This is a genomic window from Pseudomonas sp. AC211 (assembly GCF_979258055.1).
In genome coordinates this window covers 1,897,886-1,915,511 of sequence record NZ_OZ409830.1, presented here as the reverse complement: position 1 = coordinate 1,915,511, position 17,626 = coordinate 1,897,886, and the positions used below count along the sequence as shown (strand labels likewise).

Below are 17,626 nucleotides of genomic sequence, written 5' to 3'. Positions count from 1 at the left end.
AGGATGATCGATAAAGACGCTCCGCCAACAGACGCCACGGACGGTGTCGCGGAAGAACTGCCGGCCATCGAGTTCGTCTCGCCCGGCAGTTTTACGGTGCACAATCCGGCGCCTTTGCTGGCCGAACCGGAGCGTCGCGAACCGGCCCCGTTTCATCTCGACGGGCCGCGTCAACTCCAGCATTTCACTCACGCCGAACAAGCCCAAGCGCACGCCTTGGCCTTGCTTCAACAGGCGCAACGCAGCCTGTGCATCTATACCCCTGACCTCGAACGCTGGCTTTATCACCACAGCAGCGTGCAACAGGCCTGCACGCAGTTCTTGCTGGCCAATCCGAAGAATCGGCTGCGCATTCTGGTTAACGACCCGAGCAACGCCGTGAAAGACGGCCATCGTTTACTGCAATTATCGCGGCGCCTGCCTAGCAACCTGCACATTCGTAAGCTCAACCCCAGCTACAGCAACGATGAAGTGGCGTATTTGCTCGCCGACACCAACGGCATGCTGATGCGCCCCAAACTCGAGCAACTGGCCGGCTACGCGCTGTACAACGATCCAAGCCAGGTGCGCGTGCTACAAAACAAATTCGATCAGGCCTGGGACGTTAGCGTCACCGACCTCGACCTTCGGAGTCTTCTGGTATGACCCTGCGCTCGCTGTTTGCCGCCCTGTGCCTGACTGTCAGCCTGCCGGTGCTGGCGGCTACCGAAGTAATGCCGCTGAACTACCGCACTGCCGACGACGTATTGCCCGTGGTGCAATCCGTGCTGGGCAACGAAGGCCGGGCCAGCAACTACGGCAACCAACTGGTCGTCAACGCCCCGCCCGCCAAACTTCAGGAAGTTCGCGACCTGCTCAAGCAGATCGACAAACAACCGAGGCGCTTGCTCATCAGTGTCGACACCACCGACAGCAACCAGATGAACGACCAGGGTTACTCGGTGAACGGCTCGGCCAATGCTGGCAATGTGGAAATTCAGTCGGGACGTGGCGAAGTGAATGGTCGCGACCAAGTACGCATCATCCACCGCAGCACCCAAAGCCGGGGCGGCGGCACCCAGCAAGTGCAGACCACGGAAGGCTACCCGGCGCTGATTCAAGTGGGCCAGAGCGTGCCGCTGACCAGCTCGAGCGTCGACGGCTATGGGCGGGTTTACAACAACACCGAATACCGCAACGTGACCCGTGGCTTTTACGTGACCGCCAGCCTCACCGGCGATGTGGTGCACGTCAGTATCAACAACAATAACGACCGCCTCAGCCAAACCCAGCAAGGCGCGATCGACATTCAAAATACCAACACCAAAGTGACCGGCCGCCTGGGCGAATGGATCACCATCGGCGGTGTGAATGAAAGCTCGCAGTCCGATCAGAGCGGCTTTATTCAGCGCCGCTCCACCCAGGGTCGCGAAGGCATGACGCTGCGCCTGAAGGTCGATGCCCTGGACTGATCAGGGCAACCTAACAGCTGGAAAACGTGACCCGCCAGTCGCTCGTCGAACAATATGTAGTAGTAAGAAAAAAGCACTACAAAACGTTTGACGAAGTCTTTTTGCAAAGGCATGATGGCCCCGCTCCCGCTAATCAGAGACCCCTAACGGAGGTCTCCGGATCGCAACCTGCTTACCGTAGATTCGATTCGTGTTTTACCGCTCAAAAGGCAGTTCGACGAGATTGCGACTGGAACGAAGTTGTCCTGAGGGACGGGGAAGCGTTTAACGAAACGGCCAGTTGGTCACAGCAGCGACACCCATCGGTTTCCACGAACCAGCAAGTGCCAACGCCAACACCATCGAACTGTTCGCCCCCTCTGCCCCCTCCTCAGCTTCAATCTCGTCTCAGTCGATAATTTCGTTGCGCTGCAGTACACCGCCCACTGAAAGACCGCGTTGCTTGTCGGTTTTGAAAGGGAAGTGTCGTGCTCAACCAATCAACTTTGAAGGATTGACCATGTCTGCTTATCAAGATGACATCAAAGCCGTAGCCGCTTTGAAAGAAACCGCCGGCAACAGCTGGAGTGCGATCAACCCTGAGTCCGTCGCTCGTATGCGCGCTCAGAACCGCTTCAAAACCGGTCTGGATATCGCCAAGTACACCGCCGCTATCATGCGCAAAGACATGGCTGAGTACGACGCTAACTCCTCCGTCTACACCCAGTCCCTGGGCTGCTGGCACGGCTTCATCGGTCAGCAGAAGCTGATCTCGATCAAGAAGCACCTGAAGACTACCGACAAGCGCTACCTCTACCTGTCCGGCTGGATGGTTGCTGCTCTGCGTTCGGACTTCGGCCCGCTGCCAGACCAATCCATGCACGAGAAGACCGCTGTTTCGGGCCTGATCGAAGAGCTCTACACCTTCCTGCGCCAGGCTGACGCCCGTGAGCTGGATCTGCTGTTCACCGCCCTGGACGCTGCCCGCGCCGCTGGCGACAAAGTGAAAGCAGACGAAATTCAGGCTCAGATCGACGGCTACGAAACTCACGTCGTACCGATCATCGCCGACATCGACGCTGGTTTCGGTAACCCGGAGGCCACCTACCTGCTGGCCAAGAAAATGATCGAAGCGGGTGCGTGCTGCATCCAGATCGAAAACCAGGTTTCTGACGAGAAGCAGTGCGGCCACCAAGACGGCAAAGTGACCGTTCCGCACGAAGACTTCCTGGCCAAGATCAACGCAGTTCGCTACGCATTCCTGGAACTGGGCGTAGACGACGGCGTAATCGTTGCCCGTACCGACTCCCTGGGTGCCGGCCTGACCAAACAAATCGCTGTGACCAAAGAGCCGGGCGACCTGGGCGACCAGTACAACTCGTTCCTGGACTGCGAAGAAGTGTCGGCCAACGAGCTGAACAACGGCGACGTGGTTCTGAACCGTGGCGGCAAACTGCTGCGTCCTAAGCGCCTGCCTTCCAACCTGTTCCAGTTCCGCGCTGGCACCGGCGAAGCTCGCTGCATCCTGGACTGCATCACCTCGCTGCAGAACGGCGCTGACCTGCTGTGGATCGAAACCGAGAAGCCACACGTTGGCCAGATCGCTGCCATGGTTAACGAGATCCGCAAAGTGATCCCGAACGCCAAGCTGGTCTACAACAACAGCCCGTCCTTCAACTGGACCCTGAACTTCCGTCAACAAGTGTTCGATGCATTCGTTGCTGAAGGCAAAGACGTTTCCGCTTACGACCGCGCCAAGCTGATGAGCGTCGATTACGACGAAACCGAACTGGCTCAGGTTGCAGACGAGAAGATCCGCACCTTCCAACGCGACGGTTCGCAACAGGCTGGTATCTTCCACCACCTGATCACCCTGCCGACCTACCACACTGCTGCGCTGTCCACCGACAACCTGGCAAAAGGCTACTTCGCCGACCAAGGCATGCTGGCTTACGTGAAAGGCGTTCAGCGTCAGGAACTGCGTCAAGGCATCGCCTGCGTCAAGCACCAGAACATGGCTGGCTCCGACATCGGCGACAACCATAAAGAGTACTTCGCTGGCGAAGCGGCTCTGAAGGCAAGCGGTAAAGACAACACCATGAACCAATTCCATTGATTCACGGAACGGCTCACTAGGCTTAGGCCTGGGGTGTAAAGAAAAGGCGAGCTCAGGCTCGCCTTTTTTTTATGCCAGAAAAAATGTCGCTTACTCCGAAAACTACCGTCTCGGTGGATGGCAAGCCGAAACTCAAGCACCCACTCCTCTCTCGCCCCTCACTCAAGCGCCAACTTCCCTAACGCTTTGCTCGCTTCTGCGCTAACAGCAACTACCCTTCTTCGACGTAGGGCGTTTCCGATTTAACGCCCAAACAATAACGAATATCATCTACAGCACAATTTGCTGTCATTAACAATAAAAAAGCGGATGTTCGACTAACGACGTAGAACGCGTCATAACCCCGACGCCACGGGCTTTGCGCGATTTGCGCCGCTAAGATGTTGGCCCGTAAGTTAATTTTTTATAAGGAAAAATTTACTTACGAAGGCAGACACGCATAAAATTACGAAAATTAGATTGCTGGCTATGGATTACAACCGGCAACTTTCATCTCCCATGATTCCGCCGATGCTTGTCTAAGGAGTACCGGCATGCCTGCTGAAGCTGTCGCGACCATGTCCCACAACTGGGGCTTTGCCATTTTCCTGCTGGGCGTTATCGGCCTTTGCGCCTTTATGCTCGGCGTCTCCAGCCTGCTCGGTGGCAAGGCGTGGGGCCGGGTTAAAAACGAGCCGTTCGAATCCGGCATGTTGCCCACCGGCAGCGCTCGCCTGCGCCTGTCGGCAAAATTCTATTTGGTCGCGATGCTCTTCGTGATCTTCGACGTTGAAGCCCTCTTTCTCTTCGCCTGGTCGGTATCTATTCGTGAAAGCGGATGGGCCGGCTTTATTGAAGCTACAGTTTTTATAGCAATTCTGTTGGCAGGTCTTGTCTACCTATGGCGCATCGGTGCTCTTGATTGGGCTCCCGAAGGTCGTCGCAAGCGGCAGGCGAAGCTAAAACAATGAGGCTTTGGCGATGCAATACAAACTCACCAGAATCGACCCGGATGCGCCTAATGAGCAGTATCCGATCGGCGAGCGGGAGACCGTTTCCGATCCTCTAGAGGATCAAGTCCACAAAAACATCTACATGGGCAAACTGCAGGACGTGCTGAATGGCGCGGTCAACTGGGGGCGCAAGAATTCCCTCTGGCCGTACAACTTCGGTCTGTCCTGCTGCTACGTGGAGATGACGACTGCCTTCACCGCTCCCCATGACATCGCCCGGTTTGGCGCCGAAGTAATTCGTGCGTCACCCCGCCAGGCCGACTTCATGGTGATTGCAGGCACCTGCTTCATCAAAATGGCTCCGGTCATCCAGCGCTTGTACGAGCAAATGCTCGAGCCCAAGTGGGTTATCTCCATGGGCGCCTGCGCGAATTCCGGCGGCATGTACGATATTTACTCTGTCGTTCAAGGGGTGGACAAATTCCTGCCCGTGGACGTTTACGTGCCCGGCTGCCCTCCTCGCCCTGAAGCATTCCTGCAAGCGCTGATGCTGCTGCAAGAATCGATTGGCCAGGAGCGTCGCCCACTTTCCTGGGTCGTTGGCGAACAAGGCGTTTACCGCGCCGACATGCCGTCGCAAAAGGAACAGCGCCGTGAACAGCGTATTCAGGTAACCAACCTGCGCAGCCCCGACGAAGTGTGATCTAGCTTTTTCTTACCCAGAAAGTCCGCCGGATTCACCCTTTACGTTGACTGATAGCGACCGAGACCATGACTGCAGACACCGCTCTGTACATCCCGCCTTACAAGGCAGACGACCAAGACGTCGTCACCGAATTGAACACGCGCTTCGGCGCAGATGCGTTTACCGCCCAGCAAACCCGCACCGGCATGCCGGTGTTGTGGGTGGCGCGTGAGCGGCTGATCGAGGTGCTGACCTTCCTGCGTCAGCTGCCCAAGCCCTACGTCATGCTCTACGACCTGCACGGCGTCGACGAACGCCTGCGCACTCAGCGTCGTGGTTTGCCAGGTTCCGACTTCACGGTGTTCTACCACCTGATGTCGATCGAGCGGAACAGCGACGTCATGCTCAAAGTCGCGCTGTCCGAAGGCGACCTGAACCTGCCGACCGTGACCAACATCTGGCCGAACGCCAACTGGTACGAGCGCGAAGTGTGGGACATGTATGGCGTGACCTTTGCCGGTCACCCGCACCTGACCCGCATCATGATGCCGCCGACCTGGCAGGGTCACCCGCTGCGCAAAGACTACCCAGCGCGCGCCACCGAGTTCGATCCGTTCAGTCTGTCGGTTGCCAAGCAGAACCTGGAAGAAGAAGCCGCACGCTTCAACCCGGAAGACTGGGGCATGAAACGCGGCAACGAGAACGAGGACTACATGTTCCTCAACCTCGGCCCCAACCACCCTTCGGCCCACGGTGCGTTCCGTATCGTGCTGCAGCTGGACGGTGAAGAAATCGTCGATTGCGTACCGGAAGTGGGTTACCACCACCGTGGCGCCGAGAAGATGGCCGAGCGTCAGTCCTGGCACAGCTTTATTCCTTACACCGACCGTATCGACTACCTCGGCGGTGTGATGAACAACCTGCCGTACGTGCTTTCGGTCGAGAAGCTGGCTGGCATCAAGGTGCCGGAAAAGGTCGACGTCATCCGCATCATGATGGCCGAGTTCTTCCGCATCACCAGTCACCTCTTGTTCCTCGGTACGTACATTCAAGACGTCGGCGCCATGACCCCGGTGTTCTTCACCTTCACCGACCGTCAGCGCGCCTACACCGTGATCGAAGCCATCACCGGTTTCCGTCTGCACCCGGCCTGGTACCGCATCGGCGGCGTTGCGCACGACCTGCCGCGCGGCTGGGAAAAGCTGGTGAAAGACTTCGTTGAATGGCTGCCCAAGCGCCTCGACGAATACGAAAAAGCAGCGCTGAAAAATAGCATTCTGCGTGGCCGTACCATTGGCGTTGCCCAGTACAACACCAAGGAAGCGTTGGAATGGGGCGTCACCGGCGCCGGCCTGCGTTCCACCGGCCTGGACTTCGACCTGCGTAAAGCGCGCCCTTACTCGGGCTACGAAAACTTCGAGTTCGAAGTGCCGCTGGCAGTGAACGGCGATGCCTACGACCGCTGCATCGTGCGCGTGGAAGAAATGCGCCAGAGCGTGAAAATCATCGACCAGTGCCTGCGCAACATGCCGTCTGGCCCGTACAAAGCGGATCACCCGCTGACCACGCCGCCGCCGAAAGAGCGCACGTTGCAGCACATCGAAACCTTGATCACCCACTTCCTGCAAGTTTCCTGGGGCCCGGTCATGCCGGCCAACGAAAGCTTCCAGATGATCGAAGCGACCAAGGGCATCAACAGTTATTACCTGACGAGCGACGGCGGCACCATGAGCTACCGCACCCGCATTCGTACGCCAAGCTTCCCGCACCTGCAGCAGATTCCTTCGGTAATCCGCGGCAGCATGGTCGCGGACTTGATCGCGTACCTGGGCAGTATCGACTTCGTTATGGCTGACGTGGACCGCTAACTATGACTACCACCACGCTGATTCAAACCGACCGTTTCACCCTCAGCGATGCCGAGCGCACGGCCATCGAACATGAGCTGCACCACTACGAAGACTCCCGCGCGGCCTCCATCGAAGCGCTGAAGATCGTTCAGAAAGCCCGTGGTTGGGTGCCAGATGGCGCCATCGCCGCCATCGGCGAGATCATCGGCATTCCGGCCAGCGACGTCGAAGGCGTTGCCACTTTCTATAGCCAGATTTTCCGCCAGCCCGTTGGCCGTCACATCATCCGCGTGTGCGACAGCATGGTCTGCTACATCGGCGGCCATGAGTCGGTAGTCAGCAGCATCCAGCAACAGCTGGGCATCGGCCTCGGCGAAACCACTGCCGATGGCCGCTTCACCCTGCTGCCGGTGTGCTGCCTGGGTAACTGCGACAAGGCCCCGGCGCTGATGATCGACGACCACACCTTTGGCGACGTGCAACCCGATGGCGTAGCAGAACTGCTGGAGGCTTACGTATGACGTCCGCTTCGACCACCCGCCTGACCTCCTTCGGGCCGGCCAACAGCATTGCCCGCACCGCGGAAACGCACCCGCTGACCTGGCGCCTGCGTGACGACGCGCAGCCCGTGTGGCTTGAGGAATACCAGGCCAAAGACGGCTACGCCGCCGCGCGTAAAGCCTTCGCCGACCTGTCGCAAGACGACATCGTGCAAACCGTCAAAGACTCCGGCCTCAAGGGCCGTGGCGGTGCCGGCTTCCCCACGGGCGTGAAGTGGGGGCTGATGCCTAAAGACGAATCCATGAACATCCGCTACCTGCTGTGCAACGCGGATGAAATGGAACCCAACACCTGGAAAGACCGCATGCTCATGGAGCAGCTGCCGCACTTGCTGATCGAAGGCATGCTCATCAGTGCGCGCGCGCTCAAGGCCTATCGCGGCTACATTTTTCTGCGTGGCGAATACGTTGATGCGGCCACCAACCTCAACCGCGCCGTGGCTGAAGCCAAGGCTGCCGGCCTGTTGGGCAAGAACATTCTGGGCAGCGGTTTCGACTTCGAACTGTTCGTGCACACCGGTGCCGGTCGCTACATCTGCGGTGAAGAAACCGCGCTGATCAACTCCCTTGAAGGTCGCCGCGCCAACCCGCGTTCGAAGCCGCCTTTCCCGGCCGCTGTCGGCGTGTGGGGCAAGCCGACGTGCGTGAACAACGTCGAGACCCTGTGCAACGTGCCGGCCATCGTTGGCAACGGCGTCGAGTGGTACAAGGGCCTCGCCCGGCCGGGCAGCGAAGACATGGGCACCAAGCTCATGGGCTTCTCCGGCAAGGTGAAAAACCCAGGCCTGTGGGAACTGCCATTCGGCGTCACTGGCCGTGAGTTGTTTGAAGACTACGCCGGCGGTATGCGCGACGGCTTCACCCTGAAAGCCTGGCAACCCGGCGGTGCCGGTACCGGCTTCCTGTTGCCCGAACACCTGGATGCGCAAATGTACGCCGGCGGTATCGCCAAGGTCGGCACCCGTATGGGCACCGGCCTGGCCATGGCGGTGGACGACAAGGTCAACATGGTTGCCCTGCTGCGCAACATGGAAGAGTTCTTCGCCCGCGAGTCGTGCGGTTTCTGCACGCCGTGCCGCGATGGCCTGCCGTGGAGCGTGAAAGTCTTGCGCGCCATTGAGAAAGGTCATGGCCAGCCCGGCGATATCGAAACCCTCGAGGGCCTGGTCAACTTCCTCGGCCCAGGCAAAACGTTCTGTGCACACGCACCGGGCGCCGTGGAGCCGCTGGGCAGCGCAATCAAATATTTCCGACCGGAGTTCGAAGCGGGTATTTCCCGAATCAGCACGCCGGTGGCGCCGACGCAGTTCGTCAGCGCCTAACGTTTTTACGACGGCGGCCAGAGAACGCTTATCTAGAACTCTGGCCCCATCGAACCGTGATTCTATTAGCCAAGCCCGCCAGTTGAGCGTGGCGAAAACCGCAGCAGATGCGGCTTTCACCCCTGAACAAACGGGCCAACGAAGAAACTTGAACTATGGCCACTATCCACGTAGACGGCAAAGCGCTCGAAGTCGATGGAGCAGACAACCTGTTACAGGCCTGTCTGTCCCTCGGGCTCGACATTCCGTACTTCTGCTGGCACCCGGCGCTCGGTAGCGTCGGCGCCTGCCGCCAGTGCGCGGTGAAGCAGTACACCGACGAAAACGACACCCGTGGTCGCATCGTCATGTCCTGCATGACCCCCGCCACCGACAACACCTGGATTTCCATCGACGACGCAGAGTCCAAGGCCTTCCGCGCCAGCGTCGTTGAATGGCTGATGACCAACCACCCGCACGACTGCCCCGTGTGCGAGGAAGGCGGCCACTGCCACCTGCAAGACATGACCGTGATGACCGGCCACAACGAGCGCCGTTATCGCTTCACCAAGCGTACCCACCAGAACCAGGAACTCGGCCCGTTCATTGCGCACGAAATGAACCGCTGCATCGCCTGCTACCGCTGCGTACGTTTCTACAAGGACTATGCCGGCGGTACGGACCTCGGCGTATTCGGCGCCCACGACAACGTGTACTTCGGTCGCGTTGAAGACGGCGTTCTGGAAAGCGAGTTTTCCGGCAACCTCACCGAAGTCTGCCCCACCGGTGTGTTCACCGACAAAACCCACTCCGAGCGCTACAACCGCAAGTGGGACATGCAGTTCTCGCCGAGCATCTGCCACGGTTGCTCAAGCGGCTGCAACATCAGCCCCGGCGAGCGCTACGGCGAAATCCGTCGCATCGAAAACCGCTACAACGGCTCGGTGAACCAGTACTTCCTCTGCGACCGTGGTCGCTTTGGCTATGGCTACGTCAACCGCACCGACCGTCCGCGTCAGCCGCTGCTGGCCGCCAGCAATCAGAAGCTGAGCGTGGACGCAGCGCTGGACAACGCCGCCGACTTGCTGCGCGGTCGCAACATCGTCGGCATCGGCTCGCCGCGCGCCAGCCTGGAAAGCAACTTCGCCCTGCGCGAACTGGTCGGTGCCGAGCACTTCTACTCCGGCATCGGCGCTGTAGAACTGGACAACCTGCGCCTGGTGTTGAACGTGCTGCAAAACAGCCCGTTGCCGATTCCGACCCTGCGCGACATCGAAGACCACGACGCTGTATTCGTGCTCGGTGAAGACCTGACGCAAACCGCCGCCCGCCTCGCCCTCGCCTTGCGCCAGTCGGTGAAAGGCAAGGCCGAAGACATGGCCGAAGCCATGAAGATTCAACCGTGGCTCAATGCCGCTGTGCAGAACATCGGCCAGCACGCGCTGAACCCGCTGTTTATTGCCAGCCTCGACGCCACCAAGCTCGACGACGTGGCCGAAGAATGCGTGCACGCCGCACCGGATGACCTGGCGCGCATCGGCTTTGCAGTCGCTCACGCCATCGACGCCAGCGCTCCGGCCGTTGCCGGTCTGGACGCCGAAGCCCTGGAACTGGCCCAGCGCATCGCCGACAGCCTGCTGGCAGCCAAACGTCCGCTGGTAATTGCCGGCACCTCGCTGGGCAACAAAGCCTTGATCGAAGCCGCCGCCAACATCGCCAAGGCCCTCAAGCTGCGCGAGAAAAACGGCTCTCTGAGCCTGGTGGTCAGCGAAGCCAACAGCCTGGGCCTGGCCATGCTCGGCGGCGACTCTGCCGACGCCGCGCTGCAAGCTGTGGTCGACGGCAAAGCCGACGCCATCGTGGTGCTGGAAAACGATCTGTACACCCGCGCCGACAAAGCGCTGGTCGACGCCGCACTGAGCGCCGCCAAAGTCGTCATCGTTGCCGATCACCAGCAAACCGACACCACGGCCCGCGCCCATCTGGTGTTGCCAGCGGCGAGCTTCGCCGAAGGCGACGGTACGCTGGTCAGCCAGGAAGGCCGCGCCCAGCGCTTCTTCCAAGTGTTTGATCCGACCTATTACGACCCAAGCATTCTGGTTCACGAAGGCTGGCGCTGGTTGCACGCCTTGCGCAGCACCCTGCTCGGCCAGAACGTGGATTGGACGCAGCTCGACCAAGTGACCGCCGCCACCGCTGCCAGCACGCCCCTGCTGGCCGGTATCGTCGACGCCGCGCCGGGCGCCTCGTTCCGCATCAAAGGCCTGAAAATGGCCCGTGAGCCGCTGCGTTACAGCGGTCGCACATCGATGCGCGCCAATATCAGCGTGCACGAACCGCGCGCCTCGCAAGACAAAGACACGGCCTTCGCCTTCTCCATGGAAGGCTACTCGGGCTCCGCCGAACCGCGTCAGCAAGTGCCGTTCGCCTGGTCGCCGGGCTGGAACTCGCCGCAAGCCTGGAACAAATTCCAGGACGAAGTCGGCGGTCACCTGCGTGCTGGCGACCCAGGCACGCGCCTGATCGAAAGCAAAGGCGATGGCCTCAGCTGGTTTGCCACTGCACCGGGCGCATTCAACCCGGCGCCAGGCACCTGGCAGGTTGTGCCGGTTCATCACCTGTTCGGCAGCGAAGAGAACTCCTCGCGCGCCGCGCCGGTTCAGCAGCGCATTCCTGAGGCCTACGTTGCCGTTGCCGCTTCGGAAGCTGCCCGCTTGGGCGTGAACGAAGGCGCGCTGGTCAGCCTCAACGTAGCTGGCCAGACCTTGCGTCTGCCGCTGCGCGTCAGCGAAGAGCTGAGTGCGGGCATCGTTGCGTTGCCGGTTGGTTTGGCAGGCATCCCCGCCGCGATTGCTGGCAAAACCGCTGATTCGCTGCAGGAGGCCGCGCAATGAGTTGGTTCACGCCTGAAGTGATCGACGTGATCATCGCCGTGCTCAAAGCCATCGTCGTGCTGCTCGCCGTGGTGGTGTGCGGCGCGTTGCTGAGCTGGGTGGAACGTCGCCTGCTGGCCCTGTGGCAAGACCGTTACGGTCCGAACCGTGTGGGTCCGTTCGGTGCGTTCCAGATCGCCGCCGACATGATCAAAATGTTCTTTAAGGAAGACTGGACGCCGCCGTTCGCCGACAAGGTGATTTTCACCTTGGCGCCGGTGGTGGCCATGAGCTGCTTGCTGATTGCCTTCGCGGTCATCCCGATCACCCCGACCTGGGGCGTGGCAGACCTGAACATCGGCCTGCTGTTCTTCTTCGCCATGGCCGGTTTGTCGGTGTACGCGGTGCTGTTTGCCGGTTGGTCGAGTAACAACAAGTTTGCCCTGCTCGGCAGCCTGCGTGCCTCGGCACAAACCGTGTCGTACGAAGTGTTCATGGGCCTGTCGCTGATGGGCATCGTGGCGCAGGTGGGCTCGTTCAACATGCGCGACATCGTTGAATACCAGGCGCAAAACCTGTGGTTCATCATTCCGCAGTTCTTCGGCTTCTGTACGTTCTTTATCGCGGGCGTGGCTGTTACCCACCGTCACCCCTTCGACCAACCGGAAGCCGAGCAAGAGCTGGCCGACGGTTACCACATCGAATATGCCGGCATGAAATGGGGCATGTTCTTTGTCGGTGAGTACATCGGCATCGTGCTGATCTCGGCCCTGCTGGTCACGCTGTTCTTCGGCGGTTGGCACGGTCCGTTCGACATTCTGCCGTCGCTGTCATTCCTCTGGTTCGCGCTCAAAACCGGCTTCTTCATCATGCTGTTCATCTTGCTGCGCGCCTCGATTCCGCGCCCGCGCTATGACCAGGTGATGGACTTCAGCTGGAAGTTCTGCCTGCCGCTGACCCTGATCAATTTGCTGGTGACCGCTGCCGTGGTGTTGCTCAACACCCCGGCCGGCGTGGCTCAGTAACGGAGAATGACCATGCTTAAGTATGTGCTCCACGTTGTGCATGGCACCTATACCCAGCTTCGCAGCCTGGTGATGGTGTTCTCCCATGCCTTCCGCAAACGCGACACCTTGCAGTACCCCGAAGAGCCCGTGTACTTGCCGCCGCGCTACCGCGGCCGCATCGTGCTGACCCGCGACCCCGATGGTGAAGAGCGCTGCGTAGCGTGCAACCTGTGCGCCGTGGCTTGCCCGGTGGGCTGTATTGCCCTGCAGAAAGCCGAGACCGACGACGGTCGCTGGTACCCGGAATTCTTCCGCATCAACTTCTCGCGCTGCATCTTTTGCGGCCTGTGCGAAGAAGCCTGCCCGACCACCGCGATCCAGCTCACGCCGGATTTCGAAATGGCTGAGTTCAAGCGTCAGGATCTGGTGTACGAGAAAGAAGACCTGCTGATTTCCGGCCCCGGTAAAAACCCGGACTACAACTTCTACCGCGTGGCCGGTATGGCCATTGCTGGCAAGCCGAAGGGCGCGGCGCAAAACGAAGCCGAGCCGATCAACGTCAAGGGGTTGCTGCCGTAATGCGCGCTCAACTGACTCTGAATTTGGCGACCGGCCGTTGGCTGCCTGTATCCGTCGTGGGAATCTGACTATGGAATTCGCTTTCTACTTCGCGTCCGGCGTGGCGGTGGTGTCCACTCTTCGAGTGATCACCAACACCAACCCGGTTCACGCCCTGCTCTACCTGATCATTTCGTTGCTGGCCGTATCGATGACCTTTTTCAGCCTCGGCGCGCCGTTTGCCGGTGCGCTGGAAATCATCGTGTATGCCGGCGCCATCATGGTGCTGTTCGTGTTCGTGGTGATGATGCTCAACCTCGGCCCTGTTGCCGCCGATCAGGAGCGTGTCTGGCTCAAGCCCGGCATCTGGTTCGGCCCGGCGCTGCTGGCGTTGTTGCTGCTGGCTGAATTGCTCTACGTGCTGTTCGGCAACCCGAGCGCCGGCGCCATCGGCCTGACCACCGTTGACGCCAAAGCCGTGGGCATCAGCCTGTTTGGCCCGTACCTGCTGGTTGTTGAGCTGGCCTCCATGCTGCTGTTGGCAGCGGTAGTCGCCGCGTTCCACCTCGGCCGTCAAGAGGCGAAGGAAATCCAATGATGAATTCGATCCCCCTGGAACACGGCCTCGCCGTAGCGGGTGTGCTGTTCTGTCTCGGCCTGGTAGGCCTGATGGTGCGCCGCAACATTCTGTTCGTGCTGATGAGCCTGGAAATCATGATGAACGCCGCCGGTTTGGCCTTTATCGTGGCCGGCAGCCGCTGGGCACAGCCTGACGGGCAAGTGATGTTCATTCTGGTGCTGACCTTGGCTGCCGCCGAAGCCAGCATCGGCCTGGCCGTGTTGTTGCAGCTCTACCGCCGCTTCCACACCCTCGATATCGACGCTGCCAGCGAGATGCGCGGATGAACCTTTTATTCCTGACATTTACCTTCCCCCTTATCGGCTGGCTGCTGCTGTCGTTCTCGCGCGGCAAATGGTCGGAAAACGTCTCGGCGCTGATCGGCGTGGGCTCCGTTGGCCTGTCGGCCCTGACCACCGCCTTTCTGATCTACCAATTCAACGTCAACCCGCCAGAAGGCGGCGTGTACAGCCAGGTGCTGTGGCAATGGATGTCGGTAGACGGCTTCGCCCCGAGCTTCACCCTGTACCTGGACGGCCTGTCGCTGACCATGCTGGGCGTCGTCACCGGCGTAGGCTTTCTGATTCACCTGTTCGCCTCGTGGTACATGCGCGGTGAAGCCGGTTACTCGCGCTTCTTCTCGTACACCAACCTGTTTATCACCAGCATGTTGTTCCTGGTTCTGGGCGATAACTTGCTGTTCCTGTACTTCGGTTGGGAAGGCGTGGGCCTGTGCAGTTACCTGCTGATCGGCTTCTACTACAGCAACCGCAACAACGGTAACGCCGCACTCAAGGCCTTTATCGTCACCCGTATCGGCGACGTGTTCATGGCCATCGGCCTGTTCCTGCTGTTCCAGCACCTGGGCACGTTGAACATCCAAGAGCTGCTGGTTCTGGCGCCGCAAAAACTGCAGGCCGGGGATACCTGGATGTGGTGGGCAACCCTGATGCTGCTGGGTGGCGCGGTAGGTAAATCGGCTCAGTTGCCGCTGCAAACCTGGCTCGCCGATGCAATGGCCGGCCCTACTCCGGTTTCCGCGCTGATTCACGCGGCCACCATGGTGACCGCTGGCGTGTACCTGATTGCCCGCACCCATGGCCTGTTCCTGCTGGCGCCGGAAGTGCTGGAGCTGGTTGGCATCGTCGGCGGCGTGACGCTGGTACTCGCCGGCTTCGCGGCACTGGTACAAACCGACATCAAGCGCATCCTCGCTTACTCGACCATGAGCCAGATCGGCTACATGTTCCTGGCCCTGGGCGTTGGCGCCTGGGACGCAGCGATTTTCCACCTGATGACCCACGCCTTCTTCAAGGCCCTGCTGTTCCTCGCCTCCGGTTCGGTGATCGTCGCCTGCCACCACGAGCAGAACATCTTCAAGATGGGCGGCCTGTGGAAGAAGCTGCCGTTGGCCTACGCAAGCTTTATCGTCGGCGGCGCCGCACTGGCTGCCCTGCCCTTCGTGACCGCCGGCTTCTACTCCAAGGATGAAATTCTTTGGGAAGCGTTCGCCAGCGGCCACACCGGTTTGCTGTACGCCGGTCTGGTCGGTGCGTTCATGACCTCGCTGTACACCTTCCGCCTGATCTTTATCGCCTTCCACGGCGAGGCGAAAACCGAGGCCCATGCCGGTCACGGCATCAGCCACTGGTTGCCGCTGTCGGTGCTGATCGTGCTGTCGACCTTTATCGGCGCGCTCATCAGCCCGCCGCTGGCTGGTGTGCTGCCGCAAAGCTTCGGCCACGCCGGTGGCGAAGCCAAACACAGCCTGGAGCTGTCGTCGGGCCTGATCGCCATCGCCGGTATCGCCCTGGCTGCCGTGCTGTTCCTCGGCAAGCGCCGTTTCGCCACCGCAGTGGCCAACAGCGGCCCGGGCAAATTGCTCTCGGCCTGGTGGTTCGCCGCGTGGGGCTTCGACTGGATCTACGACAAGCTGTTCGTGCAGCCGTACCTGCTGATCACCCGCCTGCTGGGCAACGACCCCATCAACAGCAGCATCGGTGTGGTTCCGCGCTTGGTACGCCTGGGTAACAGCCTGATGAGCCGTACGGAAACCGGCAACCTGCGCTGGTACTCGGCCTCGGTGGCCGGCGGTGCCGTGCTGCTGCTCGCCCTTCTTCTGATTTTGAATTAAGGAAAACAGCCCGTCATGATTCTGCCTTGGCTAATCCTGATTCCCTTTATCGGCGGCCTGCTGTGCTGGCAGGCCGAACGGTTCGGCAACACCCTGCCGCGCTGGATCGCCCTGCTCAGCATGGTGCTGCTGTTCGGCCTGAGCCTCTGGCTGTGGACCACCGGTAACTTCAGCCTGGCGCCCGCGCCAGGTGCGGAGCCGGTTTGGGCCCACGAGTTCAAGGTGCAATGGATCGAGCGCTTCGGCATCACCATTCACTTGGCCATGGACGGTTTGTCCGTGCTGATGATCGTGCTCACCGGCTTGCTCGGTGTGCTGTCCGTGCTCTGTTCCTGGAATGAAATCCAGAACCGCGTCGGCTTCTTTCACCTCAACCTGCTGTGGATTCTCGGCGGTGTGGTAGGCGTGTTCCTCGCCATCGACCTGTTCCTGTTTTTCTTCTTCTGGGAAATGATGCTGGTGCCGATGTACTTCCTCATCGCGCTCTGGGGTCACAGCGGCAGCAAAGGCAACACCCGCATCAATGCGGCCACCAAGTTCTTCATCTACACCCAGGCCAGCGGCCTGATCATGTTGGTGGCGATTCTTGGGCTGGTGTTCGTCAACTACAACGCCACGGGCGTGATCACCTTCAACTACGCCGACCTGCTGAAGACCAAGCTGTCGGAGGGCACCGAATACGTGCTGATGCTCGGCTTCTTCATTGCCTTCGCAGTGAAGTTTCCGGTGGTGCCTTTCCACTCCTGGCTGCCGGACGCCCACGCGCAAGCGCCAACCGCAGGCTCGGTCGACCTGGCCGGTATCCTGTTGAAAACCGCGGCCTATGGTTTGCTGCGTTTCGCCCTGCCGCTGTTCCCTAATGCGTCGGCCGAATTCGCTCACATCGCCATGTACCTTGGCGTGTTTGCGATCATCTACGGTGCCCTGCTGTCGTTTGCTCAAACCGACATCAAGCGCCTGATCGCCTACTCCAGCGTGTCGCACATGGGCTTTGTGCTGATTGCCATCTACTCCGGCAGCCAGATCGCCTTGCAAGGCGCGGTGGTGCAAATGATTGCCCACGGTCTGTCGGCCTCGGCGCTGTTTATTCTCAGCGGCCAGTTGTATGAGCGCCTGCACACTCGCGACATGCGCGAAATGGGCGGTATCTGGGGACGCCTGCCGTACCTGCCGGCCATCAGCCTGTTCTTCGCTGCAGCGGCTCTGGGCTTGCCGGGCACCGGTAACTTTGTCGGCGAATTCCTGATTCTGGTCGGCGCGTTCAAAGCCTTCCCGTGGTTCACCATCGTGGCGGCAACCGGCCTGGTGTTTGGCTCGGTGTACTCGCTGATCATGATTCACCGTGCCTACTTTGGTCCGACCAAGTCTGACGATGTACTGCGAGGCATGAACGCCCGTGAGATGTTCATGGTGCTGGGCCTGGCGGTGTTGCTGATTCTGCTTGGGGTCTACCCGCAGCCGATTCTGGACACCTCGTCGGCCACTATGCAGGGCATCCAACACTGGCTGGGTACCGCTTCCACTCAACTCGCATCGGGCCGGTAGCCTGTAATGGAAAGCC

15 protein-coding genes are annotated in these 17,626 nt (G+C 60.2%); all 15 read left to right on the top strand.

Annotated elements, in window-relative coordinates; translation table 11 throughout:
• The first annotated feature begins 3 nt into the window (after window positions 1–3).
• The 15 genes from ACZZZP_RS09205 (at window position 4) to nuoM (ending at window position 17,610) form a co-directional block, all read left to right on the top strand.
• Window positions 4–645 (top strand): DUF7931 domain-containing protein, encoded by a 642-nt coding sequence (locus ACZZZP_RS09205; RefSeq protein ID WP_463382487.1) that lies wholly within the window; start codon window positions 4–6, stop codon window positions 643–645.
• Window positions 642–1,451: a secretin N-terminal domain-containing protein gene (locus ACZZZP_RS09200; RefSeq protein ID WP_463382486.1), complete on the top strand. Its 810-nt coding sequence runs from the start codon at window positions 642–644 to the stop codon at window positions 1,449–1,451. The genes ACZZZP_RS09205 and ACZZZP_RS09200 overlap by 4 nt, the downstream gene beginning before the upstream one ends.
• A 499-nt stretch (window positions 1,452–1,950) precedes the next feature.
• Entirely contained in the window at window positions 1,951–3,546 is a 1,596-nt protein-coding gene (locus tag ACZZZP_RS09195; RefSeq protein WP_122498041.1) for an isocitrate lyase, read from the top strand.
• A 557-nt stretch (window positions 3,547–4,103) separates the two neighbouring features.
• Window positions 4,104–4,496, top strand: a complete 393-nt coding sequence (locus tag ACZZZP_RS09190; RefSeq protein WP_463384681.1) for an NADH-quinone oxidoreductase subunit A — start codon at window positions 4,104–4,106, stop codon at window positions 4,494–4,496.
• A gap of 10 nt (window positions 4,497–4,506) precedes the next feature.
• The gene (locus ACZZZP_RS09185; RefSeq protein WP_122498037.1) at window positions 4,507–5,181 is read left to right on the top strand and encodes an NADH-quinone oxidoreductase subunit B; all 675 of its coding nucleotides are present in this window, start codon (window positions 4,507–4,509) and stop codon (window positions 5,179–5,181) included.
• Between the two features lie 68 nt (window positions 5,182–5,249).
• Window positions 5,250–7,031, top strand: a complete 1,782-nt coding sequence (gene nuoC, locus ACZZZP_RS09180) for an NADH-quinone oxidoreductase subunit C/D (RefSeq protein ID WP_122498035.1) — start codon at window positions 5,250–5,252, stop codon at window positions 7,029–7,031.
• Window positions 7,032–7,033: 2 nt separating this feature from the next.
• The gene (gene nuoE / locus ACZZZP_RS09175; RefSeq protein WP_122453228.1) at window positions 7,034–7,534 is read left to right on the top strand and encodes an NADH-quinone oxidoreductase subunit NuoE; all 501 of its coding nucleotides are present in this window, start codon (window positions 7,034–7,036) and stop codon (window positions 7,532–7,534) included.
• Window positions 7,531–8,895: an NADH-quinone oxidoreductase subunit NuoF gene (nuoF, locus tag ACZZZP_RS09170; protein ID WP_463382485.1), complete on the top strand. Its 1,365-nt coding sequence runs from the start codon at window positions 7,531–7,533 to the stop codon at window positions 8,893–8,895. The genes nuoE and nuoF overlap by 4 nt, the downstream gene beginning before the upstream one ends.
• Window positions 8,896–9,050: 155 nt before the next feature.
• Entirely contained in the window at window positions 9,051–11,768 is a 2,718-nt protein-coding gene (gene nuoG, locus ACZZZP_RS09165) for an NADH-quinone oxidoreductase subunit NuoG (protein ID WP_463536453.1), read from the top strand.
• On the top strand, window positions 11,765–12,772 hold the full coding sequence (gene nuoH, locus ACZZZP_RS09160) for an NADH-quinone oxidoreductase subunit NuoH (protein WP_122498029.1): 1,008 nt from the start codon (window positions 11,765–11,767) through the stop codon (window positions 12,770–12,772). The genes nuoG and nuoH overlap by 4 nt, the downstream gene beginning before the upstream one ends.
• A 12-nt stretch (window positions 12,773–12,784) precedes the next feature.
• Entirely contained in the window at window positions 12,785–13,333 is a 549-nt protein-coding gene (gene nuoI, locus ACZZZP_RS09155; protein WP_122498027.1) for an NADH-quinone oxidoreductase subunit NuoI, read from the top strand.
• Window positions 13,334–13,403: 70 nt separating this feature from the next.
• Entirely contained in the window at window positions 13,404–13,910 is a 507-nt protein-coding gene (gene nuoJ, locus ACZZZP_RS09150; RefSeq protein ID WP_122498025.1) for an NADH-quinone oxidoreductase subunit J, read from the top strand.
• Window positions 13,910–14,218, top strand: coding sequence for an NADH-quinone oxidoreductase subunit NuoK (gene nuoK, locus ACZZZP_RS09145; RefSeq protein WP_122453234.1), 309 nt, complete (start codon window positions 13,910–13,912; stop codon window positions 14,216–14,218). The genes nuoJ and nuoK overlap by 1 nt, the downstream gene beginning before the upstream one ends.
• Window positions 14,215–16,065, top strand: coding sequence for an NADH-quinone oxidoreductase subunit L (gene nuoL, locus ACZZZP_RS09140; RefSeq protein WP_463382484.1), 1,851 nt, complete (start codon window positions 14,215–14,217; stop codon window positions 16,063–16,065). The genes nuoK and nuoL overlap by 4 nt, the downstream gene beginning before the upstream one ends.
• A 15-nt stretch (window positions 16,066–16,080) precedes the next feature.
• Window positions 16,081–17,610 (top strand): NADH-quinone oxidoreductase subunit M, encoded by a 1,530-nt coding sequence (gene nuoM / locus ACZZZP_RS09135; protein WP_122498021.1) that lies wholly within the window; start codon window positions 16,081–16,083, stop codon window positions 17,608–17,610.
• The last annotated feature ends 16 nt before the right edge of the window (window positions 17,611–17,626 follow it).

Coding starts and splice junctions, on each gene's coding strand:
- ACZZZP_RS09205 (WP_463382487.1), top strand. CDS start 4: ATGATCGATAAAGACGCTCCGCCAACAGACGCCACGGACGGTGTCGCG.
- ACZZZP_RS09200 (WP_463382486.1), top strand. CDS start 642: ATGACCCTGCGCTCGCTGTTTGCCGCCCTGTGCCTGACTGTCAGCCTG.
- ACZZZP_RS09195 (WP_122498041.1), top strand. CDS start 1,951: ATGTCTGCTTATCAAGATGACATCAAAGCCGTAGCCGCTTTGAAAGAA.
- ACZZZP_RS09190 (WP_463384681.1), top strand. CDS start 4,104: ATGTCCCACAACTGGGGCTTTGCCATTTTCCTGCTGGGCGTTATCGGC.
- ACZZZP_RS09185 (WP_122498037.1), top strand. CDS start 4,507: ATGCAATACAAACTCACCAGAATCGACCCGGATGCGCCTAATGAGCAG.
- nuoC (WP_122498035.1), top strand. CDS start 5,250: ATGACTGCAGACACCGCTCTGTACATCCCGCCTTACAAGGCAGACGAC.
- nuoE (WP_122453228.1), top strand. CDS start 7,034: ATGACTACCACCACGCTGATTCAAACCGACCGTTTCACCCTCAGCGAT.
- nuoF (WP_463382485.1), top strand. CDS start 7,531: ATGACGTCCGCTTCGACCACCCGCCTGACCTCCTTCGGGCCGGCCAAC.
- nuoG (WP_463536453.1), top strand. CDS start 9,051: ATGGCCACTATCCACGTAGACGGCAAAGCGCTCGAAGTCGATGGAGCA.
- nuoH (WP_122498029.1), top strand. CDS start 11,765: ATGAGTTGGTTCACGCCTGAAGTGATCGACGTGATCATCGCCGTGCTC.
- nuoI (WP_122498027.1), top strand. CDS start 12,785: ATGCTTAAGTATGTGCTCCACGTTGTGCATGGCACCTATACCCAGCTT.
- nuoJ (WP_122498025.1), top strand. CDS start 13,404: ATGGAATTCGCTTTCTACTTCGCGTCCGGCGTGGCGGTGGTGTCCACT.
- nuoK (WP_122453234.1), top strand. CDS start 13,910: ATGAATTCGATCCCCCTGGAACACGGCCTCGCCGTAGCGGGTGTGCTG.
- nuoL (WP_463382484.1), top strand. CDS start 14,215: ATGAACCTTTTATTCCTGACATTTACCTTCCCCCTTATCGGCTGGCTG.
- nuoM (WP_122498021.1), top strand. CDS start 16,081: ATGATTCTGCCTTGGCTAATCCTGATTCCCTTTATCGGCGGCCTGCTG.